12 protein-coding genes and 1 rRNA gene are annotated in these 15,256 nt (G+C 50.9%); 12 read left to right on the top strand and 1 reads right to left on the bottom strand.

Annotated features, from left to right (window positions below):
- Positions 1-447 precede the first annotated feature (447 nt).
- The 4 genes from proS (at position 448) to B9Y55_RS12275 (ending at position 5,398) form a co-directional block, all read left to right on the top strand.
- Complete coding sequence (gene proS, locus B9Y55_RS12290; RefSeq protein WP_085545644.1) at positions 448-1,890, top strand: proline--tRNA ligase; 1,443 nt, start codon at positions 448-450, stop codon at positions 1,888-1,890.
- A gap of 61 nt (positions 1,891-1,951) precedes the next feature.
- Positions 1,952-2,422, top strand: a complete 471-nt coding sequence (locus B9Y55_RS12285; RefSeq protein WP_085545643.1) for a hypothetical protein — start codon at positions 1,952-1,954, stop codon at positions 2,420-2,422.
- Between the two features lie 86 nt (positions 2,423-2,508).
- Complete coding sequence (locus B9Y55_RS12280; protein ID WP_085545642.1) at positions 2,509-3,462, top strand: TAXI family TRAP transporter solute-binding subunit; 954 nt, start codon at positions 2,509-2,511, stop codon at positions 3,460-3,462.
- A gap of 70 nt (positions 3,463-3,532) precedes the next feature.
- Entirely contained in the window at positions 3,533-5,398 is a 1,866-nt protein-coding gene (locus B9Y55_RS12275) for a TRAP transporter permease (RefSeq protein ID WP_143340943.1), read from the top strand.
- 44 nt (positions 5,399-5,442) lie between these two features.
- Here the strand turns inward: B9Y55_RS12275 and B9Y55_RS12270 are convergent, their stop codons facing one another.
- The gene (locus tag B9Y55_RS12270) at positions 5,443-6,627 is read right to left on the bottom strand and encodes a type III PLP-dependent enzyme (protein WP_085545641.1); all 1,185 of its coding nucleotides are present in this window, start codon (positions 6,625-6,627) and stop codon (positions 5,443-5,445) included.
- A gap of 153 nt (positions 6,628-6,780) precedes the next feature.
- Here B9Y55_RS12270 and B9Y55_RS12265 point away from each other — a divergent pair, with 153 nt between their 5' ends.
- The 8 genes from B9Y55_RS12265 to B9Y55_RS12230 all read left to right on the top strand — a co-directional run.
- Entirely contained in the window at positions 6,781-8,523 is a 1,743-nt protein-coding gene (locus B9Y55_RS12265) for a DEAD/DEAH box helicase (RefSeq protein ID WP_234986239.1), read from the top strand.
- On the top strand, positions 8,520-9,452 hold the full coding sequence (locus tag B9Y55_RS12260) for a Ppx/GppA phosphatase family protein (protein ID WP_085545640.1): 933 nt from the start codon (positions 8,520-8,522) through the stop codon (positions 9,450-9,452). The genes B9Y55_RS12265 and B9Y55_RS12260 overlap by 4 nt, the downstream gene beginning before the upstream one ends.
- Positions 9,453-9,519: 67 nt before the next feature.
- Positions 9,520-10,464: a tripartite tricarboxylate transporter substrate binding protein gene (locus B9Y55_RS12255; protein ID WP_085545639.1), complete on the top strand. Its 945-nt coding sequence runs from the start codon at positions 9,520-9,522 to the stop codon at positions 10,462-10,464.
- Positions 10,465-10,476: 12 nt separating this feature from the next.
- On the top strand, positions 10,477-10,920 hold the full coding sequence (locus B9Y55_RS12250) for a tripartite tricarboxylate transporter TctB family protein (RefSeq protein ID WP_085545638.1): 444 nt from the start codon (positions 10,477-10,479) through the stop codon (positions 10,918-10,920).
- A gap of 2 nt (positions 10,921-10,922) precedes the next feature.
- On the top strand, positions 10,923-12,407 hold the full coding sequence (locus B9Y55_RS12245; protein WP_085545637.1) for a tripartite tricarboxylate transporter permease: 1,485 nt from the start codon (positions 10,923-10,925) through the stop codon (positions 12,405-12,407).
- A 12-nt stretch (positions 12,408-12,419) separates the two neighbouring features.
- Positions 12,420-14,057 (top strand): Na/Pi cotransporter family protein, encoded by a 1,638-nt coding sequence (locus tag B9Y55_RS12240; protein WP_085545636.1) that lies wholly within the window; start codon positions 12,420-12,422, stop codon positions 14,055-14,057.
- The gene (phoU, locus tag B9Y55_RS12235) at positions 14,020-14,766 is read left to right on the top strand and encodes a phosphate signaling complex protein PhoU (protein ID WP_234986238.1); all 747 of its coding nucleotides are present in this window, start codon (positions 14,020-14,022) and stop codon (positions 14,764-14,766) included. Before B9Y55_RS12240 ends, phoU begins: the two co-directional genes overlap by 38 nt.
- Positions 14,767-14,963: 197 nt before the next feature.
- Positions 14,964-15,256: ribosomal RNA gene (locus tag B9Y55_RS12230) — 16S ribosomal RNA — on the top strand; the annotation flags it as partial.

Below are 15,256 nucleotides of genomic sequence, written 5' to 3'. Positions count from 1 at the left end.
CTCATAAGAGCCAGGATACTGGCTGTCTACGACGACAGTAGGGACTGGACCTTTGGATTTACCATCGGCGAACCTCTCTGGTCGGTGAGGCATAATTTCCCCTAGGCCATTTTTCCTAGGAATATCTGTGCTAGAATCGTCGAAAACATATGGGCACCTCTAAAAACTCTACTCCTCGGAGAGACCGTCCCGACGGAGCCCACTTGAGCCCGTATACTCGACATGCTGTCGTGTAGTGCGAATGGGGCGACAGGACGTCGCCCCAAGCCGAGGGGGCACAGGACGTGCCCTCCGAGGCGGTTCGTACGAAACAGGCAGGTCGAGTATACGATTGGGCGAAACAGGGCGTAGGCGGGACGGTCTCTCCGAGGGGACTCGAAGGTGAGTTTCTAGAGATGCTCATATATAACTGGGATACAGACTAAAGTGTGGTTGGAGGCGTAAAGTATGGCGAGAAATATAACCCCTAAGGGACAGGATTATTCGCAGTGGTATTTGGACATAATAAAGGTAGCTGAGCTGGCAGATTACGCACCGGTAAGGGGCTGTATGGTTATCAGACCGACAGGCTACTCGGTTTGGGAGGAAATACAGCAGAAGTTCGATATGGCCTTTAAGGAGACCGGGCATGTTAACGCCTATTTCCCCGTTTTGATCCCTAACTCTTTCCTCGAAAAAGAGGCGGAGCATGTGGAGGGTTTTTCACCTGAATGTGCGGTGGTCACCCACGCAGGAGGGGAGAAGCTCGAGGAGCCCCTGGTGGTTCGTCCTACCTCCGAGACGGTTATAGGACATATGTACAGCAAGTGGGTCCAGTCATGGAGGGATCTGCCTCTTCTGATAAACCAGTGGGCCAACGTTATGAGATGGGAGAAAAGGCCTAGGCTTTTCCTAAGGACTTCCGAGTTCCTGTGGCAGGAGGGGCACACAGCCCACGCCACAAAACAGGAGGCCATAGAGGAAACCGAAAAGATGCTGGAGGTATACCGTCGCATAATGACCGAGGAGTTGGCCCTTCCTGTCATCCCTGGTATTAAGTCGGAGGGAGAACGCTTCCCCGGTGCCGAGGAGACCTACACCACCGAGACCATGATGAGCGATACTAAGGCCCTTCAGGCTGGCACCAGTCATTTCCTTGGACAGAACTTCTCAAAGGCCTTCGATATACAGTTTCAAAACAAAGATGAACAGATGGAGTTCGCCTGGACCACCAGCTGGGGGGTCTCTACCAGGCTTATCGGTGCGGTCATAATGACCCACTCAGATGACGATGGCCTGATCCTTCCCCCTAGGATAGCTCCTAAAAAAGTGGCTATCCTTCCGATAAGCAAGGACGAGTCCAGAGCTGAGGAGGTCTTACTTCCGAAGGCCAGGGAGCTAGGGGATCGGATAGAGTCTATAATCGGTCTTCACCACGTCGATGTGGACCGTCAGTTCCACATGAGGCCCGGGGATAGGTTCTTCTACCACCTTCAGAAGGGAGTTCCTCTCAGGCTGGAGTTAGGGGAGAAGGAATTTGAAAAAGGGACCGTAAGGGCCGTTCGGAGGGATACTGGGGAAAAGCTGGACCTTTCCTGGGAGGGGCTGGAGACCGCCGTCTCCGAGCTTCTCGAGACAATTCAAAGGGATATGCTTGAGAAAGCCCGTGCTTTCAGGGAACAAAACACCTACTCCGCATCCAGTCTTGATGAACTGAAACAGATAGTCGAAACCAAAGGAGGGTTTGTCCGTGCCTATTTCGGAGGGACCAAAGAGGACGAAAAGGCTATTAAAGAGTCTACCGGAGCGACTGTCCGTTGCTTCCCCTTAGAGGATCAGGACAAAACAGGTAGATGTTTCTACACCGGCAAGGAAGGCTGTCGTCTGGCTATACTGGCTAAATCTTACTAGAAAAAAGCCGCCTTATGGCGGCTTTTTTAATTGGCGAAAAGGAGATAAGGGAGGTTTTTACGTGGGTGATAGCTTGTGTTCATTTAAAGAGATTGCCTCTTTAGCCAAATTAGGGGAATCCAGGGCAAGAACGCTTAGGAATCGTTACGAAAAAGCGGTGCCCTCGGAAGGGGAAGGACGAAGCAGAAAGTATCCTAAAGAGGCGTCCTCTATTTTGGCGATGGCGGATAAACTGGAAAAGCTGGGAAATAAACCTGAAAAAGTTTTAATAGAGCTTCTGAAAACGTCGGGAGCTGAACTGGATTCCTCCGACGATAGGATATCGAGGCTGATGAAAATCGTGGAGGATCTGTCCCGTGAGGTCTCGGACCTAAAACGCCGGGACGAACGGTTTAAAGAGGAGATAATTCGACTGAACCGGAAGGTGAGGTCCTTGAGCTCAAAGGTGGACCGTCTTTCCAACAAAAAGAGCCTATGGGAGGAGATCCTGAGGTCTGTAGTAAAGTTTCTCGATGACCTTTTTAGCCTCTAAATGTATGTAGCCCCTCGGTGTTGACAAAAAGATGTTTCTGGAATAACATACTTTTTGTTATAAAAAAAATTCCTTGGAGGGTTAAAATGTTTCGTAAAGCTGTTCTATCGACTGTAGCGTCATTAGCGGCGATTTTCGTCGTAGCTGGATCCGCTTTCGCGGTCCAGTTCGTCAATATCACCACCGCTAGCACAAAAGGGACCTACTATCCTGTTGGTGTTGCCATGGCTAAAATATGGAACGACAACATACCGGACTTCAAAGCGGGAGTTCAGACCTCCGGTGGTACGGTTCACAACATTCAGCTCATGGAGACCAATGAGGCGGACGTTGCCTTTATGGACGGAGTCTCGTACCCCGCTTTTATGGGTACCGGTAGCTACGAGGGGAACCCTAAGAAGTTTATAAGGGCGATGGTCCCCCTTTTTCCTGAGGTCGTTCAGCTGATAGTAGCTAAAGACAGCGGCATAAATTCTTTTGACGACTTTAAGGGCAAAAAGATCTCTATCGGTGCGGTCGCCAGCGGCACTGAGGTCATGGCTAGACAGCTTCTGTCCGCCGCCGGCATCGATCCCGATAAGGACATCTCTCCAGAGAGGCTTAGCATAGCCGACACCGCCAAGGCCTTTGCGGATAAAAGGATCGACGGCGCGGTTTTCGTGGGATCACTTGGAGTTCCTGGCGTAGTGGAGATGACCACTTTGGGGCTGGTTAGGTTCATAGACGTCCCGGAAGAGCATCTCAAAAAAGTCCTGGCGGACCTTCCTGCATGGACGGCCTTCCAGATCCCCTCCGGGACCTATCCGAACCAAAATAATCCGGTTCAGGGATACGCTAGCTGGAACATGCTGACCGTCAGGGATGACGTACCGGAGGACCTTGTCTACGAAATGACCAAGCTTCTCTACGATAACAAGGGCGATCTGGTGATGGTGGCGGATAAGATGAAGCTCATGGACCCCAAAAACCTCGATCAGGTTGTCCTGCCCCTTCACCCTGGGGCAAAGAGGTATTACGACGAGATAGGGGCCTCAAAATAGGCGGTAAAAGCACACAAAAGGGAGCTTTCGGGCTCTCTTTTTTATTCTGTCTTCACAGGGGGATATATCATTGAAGTCTTTGTTGGATAAATATGGCCCTATAAGGGGACGCTTTCTCTTCTTGCTGTTGGTATCCATGTCGGCCTACCATCTTTATTCCGCTGGATTTGGTCTTCTGCCTACGGAGATTCACCACGCTATACACCTGACCTTCGCTTTGGTGGCGGTTTATATAGCCTTTCCCCTTATGGGGCGTCCAAGCTGGATAGACTGGGCTATGGCTTTTTTGGCTGGAGGGGTGTCCGGTTACATAGCTCTCTTTCACGACGTTATCGCCCAAAGAGGAGCTATGGTCCAGCCATATGAGATAGTTCTCGGGGTGCTGATGATAGTTACTGTCCTTGAGGCCGGAAGGAGGGTTGCTGGAAGGGTATTGCCTTTTTTAGGGATATTGTTTCTAATCTATGCCCTTTGGGGGCGGTATGCTCCTGGGGTATTTATGCACAGAGGATTCTCCTTAAACAGGGTTATTCAGCAGATGTACCTCACCACCGAGGGAATATACGGGGTAGCTGTTGGCGTGTCTGCTACCTATGTATTCGTCTTTATCCTGTTCGGATCTTTTCTCGCCGCAGGGGGAGGTGTAAGGCTTTTTAACGACCTCTCTATGGCCTTGGCGGGATCGGCTCCAGGGGGGCCTGCGAAGGTGGCGGTGTTGGCGTCGGCTCTTTTAGGCACTATAAGCGGCTCTTCAGTCGGCAACGTCGCCACGACAGGTGCGATGACCATTCCTATGATGAAGAGGGTCGGTTACGAGGGAAGGTTTGCCGGGGCGGTTGAGGCCTGTGCTTCCACCGGAGGCCAGCTGATGCCGCCTATAATGGGAGCTGGAGCCTTTGTTATGACCCAGTTCTTGGGCATTCCCTACCTGGAGATAGCTAAGGCCGCTATTTTACCTGCCCTTCTTTACTACGGAGCGGTGCTCTCAAACGTCCATTTCAGGGCCAAGAAAAAGGACCTTGCTGGGGTCGATCGGGAAGAGATCCCCAATACTGGTGACGTGCTTTTACGAGACGGCCACTTGCTGCTGCCTATAGTGGTAATAATAGTTATGCTTTTTAAAAATTATACTCCTTTAGCGGCGGCCTTTTGGGGTACTGTGACGGTAGTTCTTTCGGCATCTATCAGGTCACATACAAGGATGTCCTTAGGGGAGATTCTGGACGCTATGGCCGACGGTGCTTACAACGCTCTCTCCGTGGCTGTGGCTTGCGGTGTAGTCGGTATAGTCGTCGGTGTGGCTACCTTGACCGCTCTAGGGATGACAGTATCGGTGAACATAATGGATCTGGCCGGTGGCAGTCTGTTTCTGACTCTGGTGGTCGCTATGGTGGCCTGTTTGGTCATGGGAATGGGGCTACCTACGACCGCCAACTACATAGTTACCAGCACGGTAATAGCCCCGGCGTTGATGAAGCTGGGGGTGTTACCTTTAGCGGCCCATATGTTCGTTTTCTATTTTGGGATCATGGCGGATATAACTCCCCCTGTGTGCCTTGCCTCCTTTACCGCCGCAGGTATCGCGAAGTCCGATCCTCTTAGAACCGGTTTTACCGCTACGTCGATCGGGGTCGTGGCCTATATACTTCCCTTTGCCTTCGTGTATGATCCGATTTTCCTCCTCCGTGGCGAAGGCGTAGGTTTTTTACCGGTTTTTGCCGTCGCGGTTCTAGGGGTTATAGGCATGGCCTCCGCCATTCAGGGATGGGCTATCGATAACATCGGTACTTGCTCCAGGGTGGTCTCTTTTCTGGCTGGTTTGGTGGCTTTTTATCCCGACGACAGGGCGAGATATGTCGCCGCATCGGTGATACTGGTTGTCTGGGGAATCAACGGTTTCAAGCTGTTTCTTAAAAGAGATATTTTAGCCTCCTGAGGAGGCGATAAAGGGAGGCTCGAGTTAGGGCCTCCCTTTATCGTTTAATCTTCGTCGTAGATGTAGACTTTAGGAGGTTTGAATCCGTTGAAGCTCTCTAAGGAACAGGAGTTGACGTAGGCACCTGTGGAGAGGAAATAGAGTCTGTCCCCTTCCTCCAGATTTTCGGGCAAAACATATTTAGTGTTTTCGTAGAGTATATCCATGCTGTCGCAGGTCGGTCCTGCTATTATGTACTCCCCTGTCGGTCCGGTTTTCTCCGAGTATATTGGGTATTTGATCGACTCGTCTATGGTCTCGTAAAGGCCGCCGAACTTCCCTGCGTCGATGTATAGCCAGCTATGGGGGTTATAGGTGTCTTTTTTGGATTTGAGGACCACCTGGCTGACGAGTATCCCACAGTTGCCTACCAACGATCTTCCTGGCTCGGTAATTATCTCGGGCATACCGTCGGGAAAGTCCTCGACCAAAAAGCGGGTAACCTCTTTGGTGTACATCTCCAAGGGAGCGGTGGGCTGGGTGTAAGGTGCAGGAAACCCTCCTCCCAGGTTTATCATTTTTAAGGTTATCCCAAGCTCTTTTGCCGAGTCGAAAAGATACCGGCAGCTTGCTATCGCGCTCCCCCACTGACCGATATCCCTTTGTTGAGAGCCTACGTGGAAAGACAATCCCCATGGAACTACGTCCAGGTCCTTGGACATCTGGATCAGCTGAAATATCGTATCCGGGTGGGCTCCAAACTTTCTGGACAGAGACCAGTCCGCTCCGCTACACTCCATAAACAACCTGAAAAAGACTTTAGAGCCAGGGGCGTTTTTGGCTATCCTTTTTAGGTCGTCCTCCGAGTCGGTGGCGAACAGCCTGATGCCTTTGTCGTAGGCGTAGGCTATATGTTCCGATTTTTTTATGGTGTGGCCGTAGCTAAGCCTATCGGGCGTAGCTCCTAGCCTCATTATCATGTCAAGCTCCGGGACCGATGCGAAGTCGAAGTTACACCCCTTATCGACCAACATCTTGAGCAGCTTCTCGTGGGGATTGGCCTTTATGGCGTAGTGTATCTTCGCGTAGGGCATGGTTCTGACAAGTTCGTCATAGTTTTTTTCCACCGCTTTAAGGTCAAGCAGTAGGCAGGGGGTCTCTTTATCCCTTAGAAACTCCCTCATTTTTTCGAAGCGCTCCCTGGATATAAAACCATCCAGATCAAAACCGTAGTTCTCTGGAGCTGACATATACACCACCCTCTCGTGATAAATTTGGTCCGTAGTGGACCAAGCTGGCGTATTTTACACTATTTCTCTTTTTTGCGATAGGAAAATTCCAAAGTCATTTATAATGGACCCTAAGGTCGAACCTTTGGCCTTGACGACGGGAGGTTGTTTTCTTTGGAACAGCGTAACGAAAGTGTTTTAGCGGACAAAATAGGGCTGGTAGGGGAGCTTTATCGGTGGCAGAGAGAGGCTTACGATCACATAAAAGGCCGAAGTGCCGTTCTATCCGCTCCTACCGGGACGGGGAAGACCTGGGTGGCATATCTGTGGGCAGGCCTATTCGACCTAGAGGGAAAGGCTATGGAGGTTCCTCAAGGGGAAAAGGTTATATTTACCGCTCCCATAAAGGCGCTTAGTAACGAAAGGTATATGGATCTCATCTCAATGGGGTTCGACACAGGCATAGAGACAGGGGATTTTAAAAAAAACGCCGAAGCCCCTATCGTGTGCTGTACCCAGGAGATCTACGCCTTAAAATATGCTGGAACAAAGGGTATAAAGCTAATAGTCGACGAGTTTCACTATATCTTTGGGGAAAACGATAGAAGTCGTGCCTACATAGACGGAATAAGGTATACCGACTTTGACGTTCCTATATTGGTGATGTCGGCGACTTTCGGCGGCTCCCAGAGGGTACAAGGTTACCTGAACCGTATAACCGGCAGGGATTTTGCCCTCTACGAATCCCACGAAAGGGTAACAGAACTATCCTTTTGCGATAGCCCCATAGATCCTGGAGATATAAAAGACGCTCTCGTGTTTGTTTTCTCCCAAAAAGGCGCTCAGCAGATAGCCGATATTATCGCGGAGCGGAGGCTACGGTTCGATGAAAGTCGTCGAAGAAGACTGGAGGATCTCGCCTGGATACTTGAAGTACAGGGCATAAGGCGATGTATGTTCAAAGGCATAGGTGTCTATCACGGTAGCCTTCTGCCTAAAGAGAAGTTGCTCGTCGAGAGGGCCTATAGGGAGAGAATAATAGACGTTGTCGTCGGAACCGATGCCCTAGCCCTGGGGGTAAATCTTCCTGCGGAGAGGGCGATTTACGCCCAGTTGGTTAAATTTCACGATCGACAGCCTATCTCCAAAAACGCTTTTCTCCAGATGTCCGGCAGGGCTGGGAGAAAGGGATTGTTTGAAAAGGGATACGTAACATGGATGGATAAATCCCCCGCTGAGGCCTTTGGGGTTAGAACTTCCGAGGTCTTCCGGGCTCTGGTAAAAGCCCCTATGGAGGAGGCTTCTGTAGAGCTCAGGCCAAACTTTGGCGCTATCCTAAAGGGCAGCAGTACGGTCGAAAACGAGGCCAACATAGTCGCTTCAGGGTCTTTGCCTGAGCTGAGCTTCAGAAGGGTCTTCGGCGATATCAAACGGGCTATGAGGATAATAGAGGGCAGTCTGGAGAAAATAGTTCCCGGTGAAAAGGAGAGATTCAGGGCGATTCTGGCGGACGTGTGGTACGGCGAGATGGAGGTCGAACAGAACCTCGATATGGCTGAACTTTTCTTCTGGGGTGTCGATAGCGACGGTTACGTACATCCCGATGGTATAACTGCGTCGGAAATACTCCTGAAATACGAACGGAACGAGCTCCAGGCTCTTTTGAAAGTCAAGAGGTTTAACAACGCTCTGCCACAAGACTATAAACTATCCCATATGGATCAGGTCGACGAGGCCATAATGGACATCGATCCGACGGTTTTCGGGTTCGAGGAGAAAATAAAGGAAATGGATTCTACCAAGGTCGAGCTCCCTGAGGCCCAACACAGAAAATCCAACGGGGGAGCCAGGAAGGGCAAAAAAAAGGAAAAACAGGGAGGAAGAGGTTCCGGAAGGAATAGGAGGAAGGGCCGTTGAGTTTTAAGACCATTGGACTGGTTGAGATAGGGACCAATTCGGTGAAGTTCCTCATCTCTTACCTGGATGATAGTGGAAAGATAGTTCACCTAGTGGACAAAAACGATGTGACAAAGATAGGCCAAGGAATTGAATCACAGGGTTTATTGGATCCTACAGGAATGGAGCGGACCTTATCCTCCATCGAGGGCTTTATCGATGAATCGGTAGATCTGGAGGTTGGATCGATAAAGGTGGTAGGCACTATGGCCCTTAGGAAAGCGTCCAACTCGGAGTTTTTTTCACGATCTCTTATGGAGAGGACTGGGCTATCACTTCAGGTTCTCTCCGGGGAGACGGAAGCTCGTTATTCCCTTCGCGCCGTAAGGGAGACGGTTCCCGATGGCTGTTCCGGTTGGCTTTTCGACGCCGGAGGAGGGAGTACCGAGTTCTCCTGTTTTTCCGGTAAAGATATGGAATCCCCTTTTAGCCTGAACGTAGGGGCACTGACCCTCTCCGATCGATTCTTTCCTGACGATATGGTCGACTCAAGGTCCTTGGAGATGGCGATGGAATGGGTCGCGTCCGAGCTAAAGAAAGGGGGAGTCGAGGCTAGAGGACAAGGGGGTAGGCTTATCGGAACAGGAGGCAATCTGGTCTCCATGGCCTCGGTTTTCCTCGGGGGAGCCCCTATCCCCTCGGGATCGTCTTTTACGATCCCCCTCAATGAGATAGAGAGACAGGTGGCTCTCTTCGCTAAAACCAAGGTGGACGATCGTTCGTCCATTCCTGGAGTGCCTGCCGCTAGAGCAAGAATAATACTGGGAGGAGCCTGTATCGCTCTATCTATCGCGAGATTAACCTGCTCGTTAGACTTGGAGGTCTCGACTTACGGTCTCAGGCACGGTCTTATGAAAGAGATGCTTTCCTCAGAGGGTAACTTCGTGTAACATATCGCAGTAAGGTGGATAGAGGGCTTCGTCCTCTGTAAACACAATCGAAAGGGAGTGTCTATCAATGAGAAAGTTAGGCCTGTTATGCGTGCTGATGGGGGTTCTCGGTTTTACTGGGGGGGCTTTTGCCGCTTATCCGGAAAAACCTGTGACCATTATAGTTCCCTCTAACGCCGGAGGGGGCACGGACACCATGGCTCGTCTGGTGGCCAAGTTTGCGGAGGAACATCTCGGCCAGCCTATCGTGATAGTCAACAAACCTGGTGCTGGAGGACAGATCGGTTTTGAGTACATAGCCAGAGCCAAGGCGGATGGCTACACTATCGGCTGTATTTACACCCCTCACGTGGCCGCTCACGTGTCCGCTGGAAGGGCCAAATACACCATGGATAGCTTTGCCCCTATAGCGAACGTGGTTACTGACCCTGGGATTATCGTGGTGCCCTCAAGTAGTCCCTTCAACACCCTGGAGGAGCTGGTGGCCCACGCTAAGGAAAATCCCGGGAAAATGACCGGTTCTACCTCTGGACCTGGCGGTGACGATGACTTCGCCCTGAGACAGCTGGAGAAATCCGCCGGAATAGCGATAAACGCCGTTCCCTCGAAAGGCTCTGCGGAACAAAAGGCGGCCATAATGGGTGCCCACCTGGACATGGCCTTTATGAACGTATCCCAGGTCGACGCTCAGCTTGAATCGGGGGAGCTGAAAGCCCTAGGTGTCATGACCAAAAATCGCTGGAACACCCTTCCCAACGTCCCTACCTGCGTCGAGCAGGGATACGAGGTACTTTCCGATTCATCCAGAGGCTTTGCCGTCCCTGCGGGGGTTCCCGATGATGTTATGGCTAAGATAATAGAGGTTTTTGATTCTGCCCTGAAGGATCCCGAGTTTATAGAGGCCTCTAAAGGACAGTTGCTTCTGGACGTGTTCCAGGGAGATGTCTACGGGGATTACCTTAGGACCCTTCAGAAAAATACCGACGCCGCCTTCGCCGTAGCCCCTTGGTAAGGTCCTCGTGGTATGACTCGAAAACATCTGAATCTACTTTGTGCCGCCGCTGGGTTAATCCTGGCGGCAGCCATGTTTATCTCCGTAGGCTATTTTCCCGATAGGGTGGTCTCCGCCGCCAGATATATTCTCTTCCTGGCCGGAGTTTTGGCTGTCTTTTCGCTGATTCTGTTGATACAAGCTATCCTAAAAAATTTTCCAGAAAAAATCGTATGGGTAAGGGCTCCTAAGGCTTTTTTTATAACAGTAGTTTTGACCGTAATCTATGCTCTTTCTCTGGCTTTTTTAGGTTTCTTTTTGTCCAGCGGGCTCTATCTCGTATCCCTCGGTTGGGGACTTGGCTTTAAAAAGCCTCTGTGGCTCACGGTGGGATCTTCGGTTCTTTTGGGATTTGTGTATCTCGTCTTCGTTAGATTTCTATCGGTCCCTGTTCCGACCGGTATTTGGGGAGGTTAGAGATGACCGATATGTTATTATCCGCCCTCTCGTCCCTTTTCAGGGTTGAGGTACTGTTAGCGGTTTTAGGTGGCACCACAGGTGGCATGATAATAGGGGCTATCCCAGGTCTCACCGCCACGATGGCGGTGGCTCTTTTGATCCCCGTCACCTTTGGGATGGATCCGGTGGTCGGTCTGGCCATGATGGGAGGAGTTTACAGCGGCGGAATGTACGGCGGAGCTATATCGTCGATACTTCTCTCCACCCCTGGAACTCCGGCAGCGGCAGCGACGGCTTTCGACGGTTATCCTATGACCAGGCAGGGAAAGGGAGGTACCGCAATAGCTATCGCTACGGTGGCGAGCTTCTGGGGAGGGATTGTGTCCACCTTCGCTCTATTGATGGTAGCCCCTGTTCTCGCGAAGTTCGCCCTTCGCTTCGGGCCTCCTGAGTATTTTCTCCTGGCTATATTGGGCCTAGCGAGCATCGTTACCCTTACATCGGGGAACCTCGTAAAGGGAATGCTTTCGGGGATATTGGGACTGGTTATAGCCTCCATCGGTATGGATCCTATCGACGGCTATATCCGGTTTTCAGGCGGTTTTATAGAGCTTTTTGAGGGAGTTTCCTTTATGCCAGCTCTCATAGGCCTTTTCTCCATCAGCCAAATACTGGACCTTACGGCGGAGAGCCACATAGTTCAGACACTCGGTGCCGATCCAGACTCCTTGAAAAGGGCCTCGATCCCTAAAGGGTTAGGGGGAACCATAGCTAGAGGTAGCTTTATAGGCACCGTCGTAGGGATTCTGCCCGGTGCGGGAGCCACCATAGCTGCCTTTATCTCCTATAACCTGGCAAAGCAGGTCTCCACCGATCCCGATAGCTTCGGAAAGGGGAACCCTGAAGGGGTTGCGGCGGCTGAAAGCGCGAATAACGGTTGCGTCGGAGGATCTTTGGTCCCTCTTCTTACCCTCGGGATTCCAGGAAACTCCGTGGCGGCTGCCCTTATGGGAGGTTTGATGATACAGGGCCTTATCCCTGGCCCGGAGCTTTTCACCCGCTTTGGGACCGTTACCTATGCGTTTATCCTCTCCCTCTTTTTAGCTAACCTGTGTTTTCTGTTTTTAGGACTTTACGGTGCTCCTTTCTTCGCCAGGGTTGCGACGGTGCCTAATTCGTTGCTCATACCTATGATATCGGTCCTATCGGTTATCGGCAGCTACGCCATCAACAACAGCCTCTTCGACGTGTGGCTTATGCTCGCCTTTGGCGTTGGGGGGTACTTTCTCCATCGTGCTGGTTTCTCCCTCGGCGCTGTTGTTTTAGGACTCATTTTAGGTCCTATCGCTGAGATGGGGTTCGGCCAGTCTCTTATAATGTCTCAAGGATCGGCGGCTATCTTCTTCGATCGGCCAATATGCCTGATTCTCTGGGGATTGGTAGCTTTACTGCTTTTACCTGTTATTTTCAGAAGGAGAAAGGCGGTGAAGTTTTTAGGTCGATAGGAGGGGATATTCTTGACATCTTCCGTGTTTTACTGGGCCCAGATAGCAGGAGGTCTAGCCCTCTTTCTCATGGGAGTTACGGCGACATCCGAGGGTTTCAGGCGTTGTATGGGCAAAGACGCCAGGCATAAAATGGCGGAAGTCACCGACCGTAAACCTATGGCCTTCGGTTTTGGTATACTTTTATCCGCTATAACCCAAAGTAGCGCCGTAGCTACATCCTTCGCGGTAGGCCTTGTAGACGTCGGTATGCTATCCCTTGCGGGGTCACTGGTTGTTATGATAGGTGCTAGCGTTGGAGGTACCTTTGTTACCCTCCTTTTGGGGCTACCTATAGTTCAACTTGCGCCGGGATTTTTGGCTCTAGCACATTTTACCTCCGAGCTATCCAGGGGGAAATTACAGAACCTATCTATCGTCGTCAGGGGAGTATCTCTGGTTCTCACTGGGATGTTCATCATAAAGATCGGAGTAGCTCCACTGATGGCCGACCCAGGGTTTGCCTCTATATTGACCTCCCTCAGCACCAGGCCTTGGTTCATGGGGATAGTTGCGACCATATCAGCGGCGGTACTGCAAAGCAGTGCCGCCGTAATGGCATTGGCGATAGCCTTAGCTGGAGCTGGCTCTTTGCCTCTAGAATCGATTTATCCCATAGTAATGGGATCTCATGCTGGTTCGTCGGTTATCGTCTTCATCGCCAGTCTTTCAGGAAGGAAAAACGCTCGACTCCTAGGGATAGGCTCTGCTCTTTATAAAATCATAGGGGTACTGTTTATACTGCCCTTTTCTTTTTTGGTTCCCTATGCCCTTGATATAACATCCTTTTTGTCTATAGAGCTTAGGTGTGTAGTGCTACAGTTTACCGTAGTATGGCTTAACGCGTTTATAGTTCTTCCTTTTACCGACGTTATGGCCGGAGGATTGCGGTTCCTTTTCTCCAGAGACAGGGATAGCATAGGGGAGCCCGCCTATCTCAACCCAAAGCTGGTCGACTTTCCTGGACTGGCCCTTCCTCTTTTGGATAGAGAGCTAGCCCGGTTGGCAGGTTTTTTAGGGAGAGAGTCAGAGCTGATTCTCACTCAAATAGGGGATATAGAGACATTGAAGAGACTGAGGGATGGTACAGAGGAGCTTATGGAGGCCACATCGGAATATTTTGACTCGATAGAGGTTTCAGGTAAGGAGAGCACCAAAGTTTCCTACGGTAGAGTGGCCTACACCCTTGAGTCTCTAAAAAGCGTCAAAGACTCCATCAATAAGGGCTTGTTGCCCCTTCATCTCGACGATAATGGGAATAGAAAAAACTGTCCTCTCCCGGACGAAATGGAAGCTGGTGGCTATAGAAACATCATGGTTGAGTTGGTCAGATCCGCTATGGGTGCCCTTGCGCTGGGAGATCTTGGAATGGCCTACGATGTCGATAGGTACTACGAGAAGCTGAAACAACTGGATGAAAATATCCGTAGGGATATTTTCAGAAGAGGCAACTACGGTAGAGGCGGTGGCCTGGAATATTTAGCCGTGGGGAATCGACTGGCAAAAGCCTGCACTCAGCTTAGCAAGGGGGAAAAAATGGCTTTTGAAATGTCCAGTCGAGAGAGTGGGAGTGGTGAGATTGTTGAAATGGTTCGCGAACATGATGAATAAAGGAAGTTTATCGCATAAACGTAAGGAAGTAGATCTAGCCTATGGAGATGACAGAGAGAGAATCCTCGCTTTAGTTCGGTTTATGGGGGACGAGGTTCGCCAGGCTTTGGCTAAATCCCTTACAGCATTGAAGGAGGGAGATGCTGAGTTAGCGCAAAACGTTATAGATAGAGACGACGTTATAGACGCGACGGAGACGGACCTAAACAGAGAGTGCCTTGCCTCCATCGCCATGAGGAGTCCAGTCAGAGATGAGCTCCGTTTTGTGTTCGCCGTTATAAAGATCGCTACCGACCTGGAGAGAATAGGAGATCAGGCGGTTAACGTGGCGGAGAGAGCTATAACCCTGTCCAATCACCCTATGCTTAAGCCCTTGGTGGACATATCCAGGATGACCGATATTTCCATATCCATGGTCTCTCGCTCTATGCAGTCTTTTTTTGAAGGAGACTCGGAGATGGCGGTCCACGTTTTCAGGGACGATAAACAATTGGATCGCATGGCTTCCGGAATGTCCGAAGAGCTTATAACCATGATGGCCCACATGAACGGAGATAGAGACAGTGTGCTCGTTGCCACCGAACTGCTGCTTATAGGTAGACACCTGGAGAGAATAGGGGACCACGCCAGCAACATAGCGGAGAGGGTCTTTTTTATGGTCAGAGGAGAGAGGCTCAAAGACGTGCTCCTGTATAAGGACAAAGAATAAAGCAGGGATGTTCTGTTGGAGCAGTCCCGAAGGTGAGTAAGAAGAGCTTTTTTTGCCTGTTGACGAATACCGCCTGTGGTGGTATTATTCCTTCTGCGCCGCTGAGAGCGGTGGCCGCAAGGCCGCTGTAACGGAGGCGCACCGAACCTTGACAGCTGAAAACGGGGAGTAAGAAACACAGCCAGCAAAAAGGAATTTTTATGGAGAGTTTGATCCTGGCTCAGGACGAACGCTGGCGGCGTGCTTAACACATGCAAGTGGGACGAAGGTTCTTGTCGGAAGGCTTCGGCTGGAAGATAAGGATACTGAGTCGCGGACGGGTGAGTAATGCGTGAGAACCTGTCTCAAAGAGGGGGACAGCCCCGGGAAACCGGGATTAATACCCCATATGCCTAAGGGTGAAACGGAGCAATCCGCTTTGAGAGGGGCTCGCGTCCTATCAGCTAGTTGGTGAGGTAATGGCTCACCAAGGCAAAGACGGGTAGCCGGA

Source organism: Dethiosulfovibrio salsuginis (assembly GCF_900177735.1).
Taxonomy (GTDB): Bacteria; Synergistota; Synergistia; order Synergistales; family Dethiosulfovibrionaceae; genus Dethiosulfovibrio; species Dethiosulfovibrio salsuginis.
This window is presented reverse-complemented; position numbering and strand designations above follow the sequence as displayed.